Genomic DNA, 13,779 nt, shown 5'->3' on the forward strand with positions numbered 1-13,779 from the left:
GGCAAGAGGACGCTGTCTGAAATGAAGCCTTTTCAAATGGATTTGGATAGGAGTGTCAGAAAGGCTGCAAATGAAGCAAAGTACAGTTTCATGTCAGGACACGGGGACGATTTCGACGAAATTTTCGATTGCCTGGTAAAGGTGAGAACGCGGATGGCCCGAAAGCTTGGCTATGATAATTTTGTGCAGATGGGCTATGACAGAATGCAGAGGACTGATTACGACGCCAAGATGGTGTCTGATTATAGGAAGAGCATCAAGCGATACATAACGCCGTTGGCTACTTCAATGAGGGAGCGCCAAAGAAAGCGTCTCGGGATAGACAGACTGTATCATTATGACGAATCGATTTTTTATAAAGATGGAAATGCTGCGCCCATAGGAGGCCATGACTTTCTTGTAGAGCAGGCCCAAAAGATGTATAGTGAGCTTTCGGCTGAAACGGGTGAGTTTTTCGGGTTCATGAAGGAAAACGAATTGATGAGCCTTAAATCAATGCCCGGAAAATCTCCGGGAGGCTATTGCACATATATATCAAAATACAAATCGCCATTCATTTTCAGCAATTTTAATGGGACTACTGATGATGTCGATGTTCTGACCCATGAAGCGGGGCATGCTTTTCAGACATACATGAGCAGAAAATATTTGCTTATGGAGTATAATTTCCCGACCCTTGAGGCTTGCGAAATTCATTCCATGAGCATGGAATTTTTGACATGGCCATGGATGGAAAATTTTTTCGGAAAGGATGCCGACAAGTACCGCTTCGGGCATTTAAGTCATGCGTTGATGTTCATACCGTATGGAGCGGCAGTGGATGAGTTCCAGCATGAGGCATACGAAAATCCTGATGCGGCGCCCGAGGACCGCAGAAGGATGTGGAATGAAATAGAAACAAAGTACCTTCCACATCGTGATTACGGGGAGAACGACTACCTGAATTCGGGAGGGTTTTGGCACCAGCAGGGCCATATATTTAAAAATCCGTTCTATTACATTGACTATACGCTTGCGCAGACCTGCGCCTTTCAATTCTGGAAGAATGCCGAAAAATCGAGAGAAAAGGCATGGAATTCGTATGTAGACCTTTGTGGATTGGGCGGAAGCAAGTCATTCCTGGAATTGGTAGGAGTCGCAGGGCTTGAATCACCTTTTGAGGAGAAATCCTTCATATCCTTGGCAAGCCATATAGACGACTGGCTAAATCGGGCAAGCTTTGATTTTCTTTAAATAAGGCACGGATAAGCTGTGGTATAATTGCGGTATACTTGATACTCCGGAGGATGTAATGAAAAAGACTATTGGATTTATCGTGCCGAATGAAGAAATAGAAAAAAAAATATACGAATTGTTTCCTAAAAGATTGGCTGTGGGGGAACTAATTTTGGAACGCTTCGATCCGGACAACATGGTGCCCCAAGCTCTGCGTCTTGAAAAACTGGGCGCCAAAGCGATAATTGCCAGGGGAGGGACATATTACCGTATTGTGAACGAAGTTAAGGTGCCGGTAGTTCATCTTAAAATGAATGCTCTTGACATATTGTACGCTATAAAGAAAGCCAGCCGCATAGAATCTCATTTGACACTTATTTTAAGCGAGGATGTTCACTTTGCATGCAGCGATTGGGGGAAAGTACTCCGTTGCGAAATAGAATTGAACCGTTTTTCGACAGTGAACGAATTGGAAGAGCTTTTGACGCTATTGGAAGGTAGACAAAAACATACAGTTGTTGTAGGAGCGGTAATAACATGCAAGAAGGCCGAAGCCAAAGGCTTTAAGACTGTTTTCGTCGATTCTAGAAAGGAAACGCTTCAGGAAACCATAGGATATGTGGACAAGATTTTGGATGACCTAGAAGATCAACTGAGGCGGAGAGAGTTGTCTGATACCATAGTGGACAATGTTCATGACGCCATAATTGCGGTGGATGCTCTGGGCAATATCATATTGTTCAACAAGAATGCCAGAAAGATGTTTGGGAAGCGTTCTGAGGATATGATTGGTTGCTCCATTATGGAGACTTTTCCCGAGCTTGATTTCATCTATGAATTACTTAAGGACACGGGCTCGAAAAGCGAAAAGATAGTCCATATGAACAAGCTCATCGCAACCGTAAAGGCTTCATCAATATTGATTGACGGAGAGGTCAACGGAGCCGTTTGCACCTTCCAAGACATAACCAAGCTGCAGAATTTGGAAAAGCGCATTCGTTTCGAACTAAACAAAAAAGGGCTTACAGCGAAATTTACTTTTGACAATGTCTTGGCTGAAGACGAAGCTATGAAAAAAACCGTGGCAAGAGCAAAAAGGCTTTCAGGAACAGATGGAACCATAATGATTTACGGTGAGAGCGGTGCCGGAAAGGAAATTATAGCGCAAAGCATACATAATGCAAGCGAACGAGTAAAATCGCCGTTCGTTGCTGTGAATTGTGCGGCGCTTACAGAGTCTCTTCTAGAGAGCGAACTTTTTGGGTATGAGGAGGGTTCTTTTACCGGAGCTAGAAAAGGCGGCAAACCCGGACTTTTCGAACTGGCCCACGGCGGAACAATTTTTCTTGATGAAATAAACAGCATTTCTCTTAATCTGCAGTCTAAGCTTTTAAGGGTGCTTGAGGAGAAAGAAGTCATGCGCATAGGCTCGGATTATATAATACCTTTGGATATAAGAATAATCGGGGCAGCTAATGAAGACCTTATGGACAAGGTCATGAGGGGCGAGTTCAGAAGAGATCTTTTCTACAGATTGAATGTATTGGAGCTTAAGATACCCCCGCTTAGGAATAGAAGGGAAGACATAATTCCGTTATTTCATTCATTTGTTGATGAACTTATCCGGGGAAAAGAGGAAATGCCGGAGCCGGACGAGGGATTCAAGAAAATGCTCTTGAATCATAAATGGCTTGGAAATGTCAGGGAACTCAAAAACATAGCGGAGCGATATGTTATTTTTAAGGATGATATGGTAAATCCAAAGGAATTGTTTGGAGAAGAAAGTGGAAGCGGTGTAGAAATACTCGAAAATTCCGAGATAAACCTAAAGGATATTAATAGGACGATTGAGAAAATGATAATAGAGACATTCCTCAGTCATGGAAAGACTAAGACTGAGATTGCTGAAATACTGGGCATAAGCCGGACGGCCCTGTGGAAAAAACTGAAAGACTAGTGTTTAAAAATATTAAAACATGTTAACTTTTGTTGACGTGTTTTTTCGTGAAATCAAGAATTCGATATGTGCTTTGCTGCAAATGCCGAACTTTGAGCTTTCTATATTATGGCATGGTAATTGCAAAAGGATATGACAAAGGAATTTTTTCCTGGGGAATACAGTAATCCCCCCATGAGAGGGCATGCCTCTCGTTGCTGTATTCCTTTTTTTATGATTAATATCAATTAATATCAAAAGAAGAGAGGTAATTATATGAAGATGAAAGATTTGATTTGGGTAGCAATTTTGGCACTGTTTGTGGGTTTTCTCGCATATCGTCCGACGCGTGAGATATTTATAGCAATGACGACTGCGCATCCCTACATTATGAGCTTCGTAAAGTTTTTTATATTGGCAACAATGGGTGAGCTTTTGGCAATTCGCATAATTTCGGGCAACTGGAAATTCCCCTTGGGCTGGATTTGGAGGGCTCTTGTTTGGGGATTTATAGGCATGGCAACAGCTCTGATTTTTCAAATTTTCGCAGTTGGCGTAACGGGTGCAATGGAAAAGGACTATCTTCCCGGGAAAGGGTCTGCTTTAATAACTGCATTTTTTATAAGCGCTGCTATGAACTTGAGTTTTTCACCGACATTGATGGCATTTCACCGTATAATGGACACACTGCTTGATATCAAATATGAAGGGAAATCATCAAAAACAACTCTCAAGGAGACTATAAGCCGTATTGATTGGCACGGATATATAACCTTTGTTGTAATGAAAACGATTCCGCTATTCTGGATCCCGGCTCATACCGTAGTTTTTTTGTTGCCCCCGGTATACAGGGTCATGGCGGCTGCATTTCTGTCAATTGCCCTTGGAGGCATATTGGCTATGGCCAAGAGACGTCAGACGGCATAATGAAGAAACTTTAAGGACGATACCAGAAGGAGGAAGAACAGGACAGAGAAGAAAAACAGAGTTTTGGCAATTAATCCTGGTTCCACATATACAAAGATTGCAGTCTACGAAGAAGAAACGCTGCTGTTTAGCCAAACACTGAATCATACCAACGATGAGCTTTAGCCCGATACGGAGTGAGTTTGCGGATTTTAGATTTTGCCGCAAGACGAAGCTCTATGAAAAGCGGCAACAGTGCGCAGTGAACAAGCGAGTCCTTCGCCGTAAATAGCAAAAGAATGGGGAAAATTTACTATCGTTAGCAAAAAACAAAAAAGTGTCATGAGAATTTTCTCATGACACTTTTTCTATCTGAAATCAAATCAATTCCAAGGGTTGTAGGGATTAATGAATTCCATTACTCTTTCAGTCTTTTGATAGGACTCTTCTTCAAGAACCACAAGAAGTTCTCCAAGAACAGGAGTGAAGGAGCTTTGTGGAAATTCCAAAATGTAGCGCCTGTAGGATTCCAAGAGCTTCGGGTCCAATATTTCGGTTGGATATTCATAGGCAGGTGTATTGTCTGCGCCTATAAGAAATGTGTACAGATAGACATCGTACATGGACTTGGCATCATCTCTGTAGGGGGAATCGGGATATTTTGATAGGAAATTCTCCCAATCCACAATACGGTCTCCAAGTTCGTTCCAAGTTATTATAACGGCGGCATCGTGGAAGGTATGGCTTTCAACTTCCTCGGCGCGATAGGTAAGATAATCGAAAAGATCATCCGAAATGTTTGTTTTGAAGTTCCCAAGCAGAAACTGGGGATCAGGTTCGATATAGTACATGCCTTCGGCCATGTATACGCTGTAGCCCATGTCCCGGTACTTCTTCATAAGATTTTGAATGGCTCCGTCGGGAAGATTTGCCGGTTGTCTCAAATCTTCGACCGTGTATCCGTAGAGCGTTTCGGTAATCGGAAGCATTTCTCCTTCCAATTCCGGGAGCAGATTTTCCTGCAATTCCTTTACTCGCATAACCCCTGCATTAATCAAATCCGATGCTTCGGTCATTGAAACTATGCTTTTGAGGGTGGAAACGGATTTTGCAACTGTAGTGCTTTTATCGACAGGAAGAAGGTCGCTTATATGTTCGGAAAGAGCTTGCTCCAATTCATCATCTTGAGAAATGAATGCGCCATAGCACCACCCGCTTAAATCACCGACTCTAATTTTGTACCAGTAATCGTCATATGCCCCAATTTTTTCTGAGGCTCCTGATTTTTCAAGAAGATATGCTTCGGAAGGGAAATCCAGGCTGCCAATTTTTTTCGAAGAGGCATCGGGGGATTCTCTAAGAGAGACATTCATTGCTACTATTGTTGCATTTCCCAGATACTCGTCTTCAATCTGTTCTGGAGTAGCATCGCCGCTGTTTTCAGTATCGGCCGCGGGGGTTTTGGATGAGCATCCTACGGTCATAATTGTTATAAGAAGCAAAAGGCATATTGTTTTTTTCATTGTTGTTCTCCTCGTTTGATTTCGTCTTTTTTTCATTATATAACAATTGCGCGAATGAAATATGACAATAATAAAACGAATGTATCTCGCAAAACAAAATGGCGACGTTTTAGTTTGCTTTTAAAATCTGATATAATAAAGAAAGAAAAGCAACGTTTAAAAATAGTAAATAATAATAAAAAAATGGAGTGATGATATGAAATACAGGAAATTCGGAAAGATTAACGAAGAAGTGTCCCTTCTTGGGTTTGGAACTATGCGCCTTCCTACAAACAATGGGAATCCCAAAGATATAGACTTGGAAAAGACAACAAAGCTGATTCGATATGCAATCGATCATGGCGTCAACTATGTTGATACTGCATGGCCATACCACGGAGGAATGAGTGAAAAGGCGGTTGGAAAAGCTCTTTCGGATGGGTATAGAGAAAAGGTTAATCTAGCCACTAAATTGCCGTCATTCCTGGTAAATAAGCCGGAAGATTTTGATGATTTTTTGGATCGGCAATTGGAGAATCTACAGACAGACAGAATCGATTTTTATCTTATTCATACACTCAACAGGATATGGTGGCCAAAACTTAAGGAACTCGGTCTCTTCGATTTCATCAAACGAGCCAAGGCATCCGGAAAGGTCAAGCATGTCGGATTTTCCTTCCATGATTCAGTTGATATATTCAAGGATATTGTAGACGGTTGGAATTGGGATTTTTGTCAGATTCAGCTAAACTTCATGGACGAAGAGTATCAGGCGGGAATAGAGGGTCTAAAATATGCCTCAGCTAAGGGCCTGGGGGTTGTAGTAATGGAGCCTCTAAAGGGTGGCAAAATCGTGAAACCGAACCCGAGGGCAGAAAAGCTTTGGGCTAAGGCTGATGTAGTTAGGACACCTCCGGAGTGGGCATTAAGGTGGGTTGCCGATTTTCCCGAGGTCAAGGTCGTTCTAAGCGGAATGGGAGAGCTTGATGAAGTTGTTGAAAATATTCTTATCATGTCAGAAGCCGAGCCCGGCTCACTGACCCGAGCTGAGCATGAACTTATCGGAGAGGTAAGGGACATGTACAAGAAATATATCAAGATTCAATGCACGGCTTGTGGATATTGCATGCCTTGCCCCTATGGCATTAACATCCCTCGAAATCTCGAACTCTACAATGACACCTTCATGTTCGACGTTCCAAAAGAAGCCAACAGAACATATTGGGGATTTTTCACTGAAGCCAACAGAGCTTCAAATTGTAGAAGATGCGGTGCTTGCGAAGCGGCATGTCCCCAAGGCCTTAAAATAATGGATCTTTTGGAACTTGTGGACGAGAAAATGAATGAAATAAAATAAAAATGAATGAAATAAAGGATAAATGTTGACTTTGGCATTTAAGTTGATATAATAGAATTTAATTATTATTTAAAAATTATTGTTTAAAGGGTGATTGACATGAGGAATCAAAATCTGACAACGCAAAACACATATTCATATCTATTTTTAAGCTGGAGCTATTATTATGCGCCGGTTTTTAGTCATGGAAATGAATATGAACGTTTGCGGAGATAAATGATTCCTAAGTTGAAAATCGAGTTGTGATTGGACAGAGGACCTATTTATAGGTCCTCATTTATTTTTTTGAAAGGAGAATGGAAATGATACTTATTCTTAAAAAAGGGATTTTGAATGATGAAGTCGAGGCATTGAAAAAGGAGATTACTCAAAAGGGCTTCAAACCCCATGTTTCAAAAGGAGACGAGCTCACGATCATCGGACTCGTAGGCGATACGACTATGATGCAGGACTGTTTCAATCTAGCGGATGAAAGAGTCGAAAGGATAGTCAGAATACAAGAGCCGTACAAGAAGGTCAATAAAATGTTCAAAAGCGGCAATACGGTTGTGGATATTGCCGGATGCAAAATCGGCGGCGGCAATTTTGCGGTAATAGCCGGACCATGCTCTGTCGAGAACCGGGAACAGATGGTTGAAACGGCTTTGGGCGTCAAGAAAGCGGGAGCCGATATGCTTAGAGGCGGCGCCTTCAAACCAAGGACTTCACCCTACAGTTTTCAAGGATTGGGGGGAGGAGGAATCGAGCTTTTGCTGGAGGCTAAACAGGCGACGGGACTTCCAATTGTTACGGAAATAATGTCTGTAAAGCAATTGGAGGATCATTACGAGGATATCGACATGATCCAAATAGGAGCCAGAAACATGCAAAACTTCGAACTTCTTAAAGAGGTTGGATCTATGGATAAGCCGGTGCTTCTTAAAAGAGGACTGTCCGCAACGATAAAGGATTTTCTCATGTCGGCTGAGTACATAGCCGCTGGAGGCAACGAAAAAATTGTCCTGTGCGAACGGGGAATAAGAACCTTTGAAAATGCCACAAGAAACACATTGGATATAAGCGCGATTCCGGTGCTAAAGAGAAAGACCCATCTGCCTGTAGTGGTAGATCCGAGCCATTCCGGAGGATACTGGTGGCTGGTTGAACCATTGGCACTCGCTGCAGTTGCTGCCGGCGCCGACGGACTGATGATCGAGGTTCACAGGTCGCCCAAGGAAGCCCTTTGCGATGGTGAGCAGTCACTAAAGCCTGAAAGATTCGAAGCACTCATGGCTTCAATTAGGAACTTGGAGGCATTTAGAAGGGGAGGCTTTTCGGCATGAAACGAGTAACTGTTGTCGGATTGGGACTTATGGGGAGCTCTTTGGCGGGAGCATTAAAAAAAAATGTAGGCTGTCGCGTTACAGGAGTCGATACAAATCCTTTTGCAATAGAAAATGCGCTTTCGAAAGGATACATAGACGAAGGCACAGAATCCTTTGTTAGGGACAATGATATGGATATTCTCTTCCTGTGCCTGTATCCGGAAGAGATTCTTGAATTCATTAGAATGCATAAAAGTGAAATCAGCCGCAAAACTATAGTAACGGACATTTCTGGAATCCAAGGCGAATTATGCCGAAGGATAGAAATGGAGGCTGATGGACTTTGCCGCATTGGAGGGCATCCTCTATGTGGGGTAGCAGGTAGGGGCCATGAAAAAGCTACTCCTGAATTTTTTTCGGGTGCAAGTTACGTGCTTATTGATACATTGCCTGAAAGAAAGCCGCAGATGGAATCGTTAAAGGAAATTTTGAAAGCAGCCGGAGTCGGAAGGATAATAGTAATGTCGCCGAAGGAGCACGATCGCAAGGTGGCAGTGGTCAGTCATCTGCCTCACCTCATTTCCACGGCTTTCCTGACCGCCTTTGATGGGCGGGACTTTGAAGTCCACGGGGGAAGCTTTAGGGATTTGGCGAGAATTGCAGATATAAACCCCGATTTGTGGACTCAAATCGTAAAAAATAATAAGATGTATGTGACGGAGGTTCTTGAAGATTTTATGAAGAGTCTGGGAGGGCTTAAGAAACTCATAGAAACCGACGACTATGAATCTGTTTACAACTTATTTGAAAAAACTAATGAAATGAAAAGGAGTCTCGCAAATCATGAAAATCTTTGACTCGGAGATGGAGAACTCAAAAACAACTATTTTTGAAGGCAATGCATCGCAGGATTTCAATGCGTTTATGAAAAAACATTCCTATGGAAAAACTGTTTTTTTAATTGATGAAAATGTATTGAGATTCCATGGAGATAGGATAAAAGAGGAATTCAAAGGATTTTCAAGCGAAAGGCTTGTGGTTATACCCTCGGGGGAAGCAAGCAAGTCAATGGAAATACTGGAGCATATATATAATTGCCTTTCTGAAATGGAAATAAACAGAGATGATTTGCTTGTTGCGATAGGTGGAGGAGTTGTAGGGGACATTGCCGGGTTTGCCGCAGGCACCTTCAAAAGGGGAATGGACTATGTGAATGTTCCGACTACACTTTTAGCTCAAGTTGATAGCTCGGCAGGGGGGAAGACGGCTGTCAATCTCGAAACGGGGAAAAATTTAGTTGGAATGTTTCATCATCCCAGGGCCGTGTTTGCGGACAGGGCCTTTCTTAATACATTGAAAAAGAAAGTATTGCTGGACGGTATGGCCGAGCTTGTGAAATACGGATGCATAGGCGACAGGGGATTTTTGGAATATATCAGTGAAGCAAAACCGGAAGATTTTTTGGAAAAGAATGCATCCTATTGCGTTCAAAAGGCCCTTGCAACTAAAATGAAGTATGTTGCGGAGGACGAGAGGGACAGAGGAAGACGCATGCTTCTCAATTTCGGACATACCATTGCACACGTAAGCGAAACGGTAGAAGGGTATGAATCTGTCAGCCACGGAAGGGCTGTGGCAAGGGGCATGCTCCAAATAACACGATTGAGCGAGAATAAGGGCCTTACAGAGAAGGGAACGAGCAAAAGCATTGAAGAGGCGCTTGCAGCCTTGGGATTTGAAAAAAGAAAGCTTGGGGAGACACTGATTGACAAGGCTTCACTTGCTATAATGAAACGGGACAAAAAGACAATGGAAGGATGCCTGAATCTTGTTTTGCTTAAAAGAATAGGAGAGGCATTCATCCACAAGGTTCCGCTTGAAGAGCTTGAAGATTTCTTTACTGCGGGAAAAAGAGGAAAAAGATGAATACATTAAGAATATTGCCCGGGAAATCAAAGGGGAAAGTGCATGTTCCAACATCCAAGAGCCAGACGCACCGTGCCATTTTATGCGCCGCAATGGCACGCGGCCTTTCAACAATTGAAAATGTGATCCTTTCAGACGACATATTGGCCACAATCGAAGCGGCGGAGGCCTTTGGGGCGGAAATAGTCAAGATGGACGGCAAAATAAAGGGAAAGCTGTTCGATCTCCGAGTATTAGCTAGTGGTCGAATCGTAAAAACGAGAAAAACGATAGACTGCAGGGAATCGGGATCCACTCTCAGGTTTTCATTGCCGCTAGCATTGACAACGGGAGAGCGATTTGAATTCATTGGCCGCGGAAAGTTGCCGAGCAGACCGATGGAGGCCTACTACAAAATATTAAGAGAAAAGGGCATAATGCATGAAACAGATAATGGCAATTTGCCACTGACGGTAAAGGGCAAACTTAAGGCGGGAACCTACAGCCTTGAGGGCAATGTTAGCTCGCAATATGTTACAGGGCTTTTACTGGCACTTCCTTTTGCGGACGGACCGTCTGAAATAGTCTTGAACAGCCCGCTTGAATCGGGAAAATATGTGGATATCACCCTGCAGGTTCAGGAAAGCTTTGGAGTTCGAATCAAAAGGGATGGATATAAAAGTTTTTACGTAGAAAAGCAAGATTATCGTCCTGCCAATGTGGTTATGGAGGGAGACTATTCCCAGGCCGCGTTTTGGATGGTTGCAGGTTTGATTGGTGAATGTGTAGAGATAGAGGGACTTAAGGCGAATTCTGCGCAGGGAGACAGGGCGGCGGTTGACCTGCTGTTGGCAATGGGTGGACGGCTACATAAAGATGGAAAGGTCTTGAAAGCCGAGGGATCCTCAATGAAGTCAATAAGGATGGATGCCTCGGATTGCCCGGACTTAGTGCCGATAATGGCCGTGGCGGCGGCCGTGGCGGAAGGCACTACGAGGATAGTCAATGCCGAGAGGCTAAGGCATAAGGAATCGGATAGGCTTAAGGCCACATCGGTTGAACTTAACAAACTCGGTGCCAAAATAATGGAGACAGAGCATGGGCTTATAATAGAAGGAGTAAAAGCCCTAAAGGGCGGGACAAGGGTTTGGAGCCACAATGACCATAGAATAGCAATGGCACTTACCATTGCATCAACGGTTTGCCAAAAGCCTGTTATAATAGAAGGGATGGACGCAATCAATAAATCGTATCCGGATTTTATTCGGGATTTCAAAGAGTTGGGAGGGAAAATTCATGAGCTCGACATGGGGTAGAAACATAAGACTGACAATATTTGGAGAATCACACGGAACATGTGTTGGCGGTGTAATAGATGGGCTTCCTCCCGGGACGATTATTCCCTTTGACACTATTGAAGCTGAACTTAAAAGAAGGAGACCCGGAGGGAAGCTTGCTACTCCAAGGAATGAAACCGATTCCTATGAAATCTTGAGCGGGATTTTCCAAGGGAAAACGACTGGAGCTCCCCTTGCGGTTATTTTTAGGAACAGCGATATAAAATCCGGGGATTATGAAGATATAAGGAAAAAGCCGAGACCATCGCATGCAGACTACGTTTCCATAGTTAAATTCAATGGCTATGGCGACCACAGGGGTGGCGGACGCTTCTCGGGACGACTTACAGCATTTCTCGTTTTTGCGGGCGCTTTGGCTAAATCGATTCTGTCGGAAAAGCAATGCATAGAGATAGGTAGCCATTTCGTCAAGCTTGGTCATGCAATTGACAGGCCGTTTGAAACCGAAATAACATCGGATGAATTGAAAGCACTTAAAAGTATGGATATTCCTTTCCTTGACGAATCGCTCCGTGAAAAAGCGGCAAGCTATCTTGAGGAATACAAAGTCAAGGGGGATTCCATCGGCGCTATTGTCGAAACGGCCGCAATAGGCATTCCCGCCGGATGGGGAGAACCATTCTTCGATTCAATCGAGAGTGTCTTGGCAGGCTTGCTATATTCAATCCCGGGCGTAAAGGGAGTAGATTTTGGGCTGGGCTTCGGATTTGCAGACCTTAAGGGTTCGGAGGCGAACGATGCATTTTTGATAAGGGAAAACGCTGTCGAAACCATCACAAATAGGAGCGGAGGGATAAACGGGGGCATAACGAACGGAATGCCTGTCGTTTTCAGAGCGGCTTTCAGACCTACCCCATCAATAAGTAGGGAACAGAAAACTGTTGATATGGATAGCATGGAAAACACAAGGCTTTCCATTTCGGGCAGACACGATCCCTGCATAGCCGTAAGGGCTTTGCCGGTAGTCGAGGCTGCGCTGGCTCTAACTTTGTTGGATTTTCTAATGGAAGGGGAAGCTTAAGATGGATGAACTCAAAGACCTTAGAGATAAAATTGATGAGCTTGACGAGGAACTGATAAAGATATTAAACAAGCGCTTTCATTTGTCCCTTGCCGTGGGAGAAGTCAAGAATAGAACCGGCAGTCCTGTTTTAGCTTTGGGCAGGGAAGTTGAAATAAGGAATCGCCTAAAAAAAGAAAGCATTCCAGAGTTTGAAGAATACATAAGAGGGGTCTATGAAAAAATTTTTGAGGAAAGCAAGAGACTTCAGAAAAACAGGGGTGGGACCCATGGGTAAATACGCTCTCATAGGGGAAAAACTTTCCCATAGCTTTTCGCCGGAAATCCATGGCAGGATTTTTAAGGAAATGGGCATTGAGGGGACCTATGAGCTGATTGAAATGGAAAAGAACCGCTTGGAGGATGGCGTAGAAAAACTCCTTGCTTCGGGGTTTGACGGATTCAATGTTACAATTCCCTACAAGGAATCGATAATTCCACTTCTGCATGAAATTTCCCCTGAAGCGAAGGTTATAGGAGCGGTTAATACGGTCAAAATCGAATCGGGAAGGCTAAGGGGCTTCAATACTGATTTATACGGCTTCGAGACCATGCTTGACCTGGGCGGATTGCATGTGACACCGGAAACACGGGCGCTTGTTATAGGAACGGGCGGGGCGGCTAAAACCGCGGCGCATTGGCTGCAGCAGAGGACAAAGCGTGTTTGGTTTCTAAGCAGGACAAGCCGAAAATCAATGAAAAAGCTGGGCACATTTCAGGTGATCGAAAGGAAGGACGAATCGGTCATAAGGAACATGGACCTTGTAGTGAATTGTTCTCCACGCGGAATGTTTCCCCATACGGACGAAATGCTTATCGATGCAAGCATTCTTGGAAGAGTATCAATGGCTGTTGACCTCGTATATAACCCCATGAGGACATTATTCATGCAGGAAATGGAAAGAAAGAATTGTTACGTGGCAAGCGGACTGCATATGCTGGTTGCGCAAGCCATTCGGGCCAGGAAATATGGAATGGAGTAAAAATCGAGAAGGATGCTGAGAAGAGATTAATCGAATATTTCCACAGAAAGCAAATAAATCCAATACTCATAGGAATGCCCGGAAGCGGAAAAAGCTCAGTAGGGAAACATTTGGCTGACCTGATGGGACGCGAATTTGTCGATACGGACGAATTGATAGAGAAAAAACATGGTCCCATAACGGACATATTTGCAGTAAAAGGAGAAAAAGGTTTCAGAGCAGTTGAAAGGGAAGCGGTCAAATCCTTAATAAA

At 43.6% G+C, this 13,779-nt stretch carries 13 protein-coding genes; 12 read left to right on the forward strand and 1 reads right to left on the reverse strand.

All coding sequences use genetic code 11. The features are described from left to right. The 3 genes from JJE29_07250 to JJE29_07260 form a co-directional block, all read left to right on the forward strand. On the forward strand, window positions 1-1,233 hold a 1,233-nt coding region (locus JJE29_07250; GenBank protein MBK5252411.1), incomplete at its 5' end, for a M3 family oligoendopeptidase. Window positions 1,234-1,291: 58 nt separating this feature from the next. Then, window positions 1,292-3,172 carry a sigma 54-interacting transcriptional regulator gene (locus JJE29_07255; GenBank protein ID MBK5252412.1) on the forward strand — a complete coding sequence of 627 codons (1,881 nt, stop codon included), beginning with the start codon at window positions 1,292-1,294 and terminating at the stop codon, window positions 3,170-3,172. Between the two features lie 255 nt (window positions 3,173-3,427). Continuing rightward, a complete protein-coding gene (locus tag JJE29_07260; GenBank protein ID MBK5252413.1) occupies window positions 3,428-4,078 on the forward strand; it encodes a hypothetical protein in 651 nt (216 codons plus the stop codon). Window positions 4,079-4,440: 362 nt separating this feature from the next. Here the strand turns inward: JJE29_07260 and JJE29_07265 are convergent, their stop codons facing one another. Further along, window positions 4,441-5,580: an SH3 domain-containing protein gene (locus tag JJE29_07265; protein MBK5252414.1), complete on the reverse strand. Its 1,140-nt coding sequence runs from the start codon at window positions 5,578-5,580 to the stop codon at window positions 4,441-4,443. 196 nt (window positions 5,581-5,776) lie between these two features. On the opposite strand from JJE29_07265, the gene JJE29_07270 reads away from it, so the two are divergent. From JJE29_07270 to JJE29_07310, 9 genes are all read left to right on the forward strand, one after another. Continuing rightward, window positions 5,777-6,916, forward strand: coding sequence for an aldo/keto reductase (locus JJE29_07270; GenBank protein MBK5252415.1), 1,140 nt, complete (start codon window positions 5,777-5,779; stop codon window positions 6,914-6,916). Between the two features lie 302 nt (window positions 6,917-7,218). Beyond that, window positions 7,219-8,238: a 3-deoxy-7-phosphoheptulonate synthase gene (aroF, locus tag JJE29_07275; GenBank protein ID MBK5252416.1), complete on the forward strand. Its 1,020-nt coding sequence runs from the start codon at window positions 7,219-7,221 to the stop codon at window positions 8,236-8,238. Further along, window positions 8,235-9,077, forward strand: coding sequence for a prephenate dehydrogenase (locus JJE29_07280; GenBank protein ID MBK5252417.1), 843 nt, complete (start codon window positions 8,235-8,237; stop codon window positions 9,075-9,077). The genes aroF and JJE29_07280 overlap by 4 nt, the downstream gene beginning before the upstream one ends. Continuing rightward, complete coding sequence (aroB, locus tag JJE29_07285) at window positions 9,064-10,146, forward strand: 3-dehydroquinate synthase (GenBank protein MBK5252418.1); 1,083 nt, start codon at window positions 9,064-9,066, stop codon at window positions 10,144-10,146. Before JJE29_07280 ends, aroB begins: the two co-directional genes overlap by 14 nt. Continuing rightward, window positions 10,143-11,441: a 3-phosphoshikimate 1-carboxyvinyltransferase gene (gene aroA / locus JJE29_07290; GenBank protein MBK5252419.1), complete on the forward strand. Its 1,299-nt coding sequence runs from the start codon at window positions 10,143-10,145 to the stop codon at window positions 11,439-11,441. Before aroB ends, aroA begins: the two co-directional genes overlap by 4 nt. Beyond that, complete coding sequence (gene aroC / locus JJE29_07295; protein MBK5252420.1) at window positions 11,422-12,504, forward strand: chorismate synthase; 1,083 nt, start codon at window positions 11,422-11,424, stop codon at window positions 12,502-12,504. Before aroA ends, aroC begins: the two co-directional genes overlap by 20 nt. Window position 12,505: 1 nt before the next feature. Further along, window positions 12,506-12,781 (forward strand): chorismate mutase, encoded by a 276-nt coding sequence (locus JJE29_07300; GenBank protein ID MBK5252421.1) that lies wholly within the window; start codon window positions 12,506-12,508, stop codon window positions 12,779-12,781. After that, window positions 12,720-13,526: a shikimate dehydrogenase gene (gene aroE / locus JJE29_07305; GenBank protein MBK5252422.1), complete on the forward strand. Its 807-nt coding sequence runs from the start codon at window positions 12,720-12,722 to the stop codon at window positions 13,524-13,526. Before JJE29_07300 ends, aroE begins: the two co-directional genes overlap by 62 nt. Before the next feature lie 110 nt (window positions 13,527-13,636). Then, window positions 13,637-13,779 (forward strand): shikimate kinase (locus JJE29_07310; protein ID MBK5252423.1); only part of this gene is annotated, 143 nt, incomplete at its 3' end.

The sequence above is a fragment of the Peptostreptococcaceae bacterium genome, assembly GCA_016649995.1.
In the GTDB taxonomy this organism is placed as follows: Bacteria; Bacillota; Clostridia; order Peptostreptococcales; family BM714; genus BM714.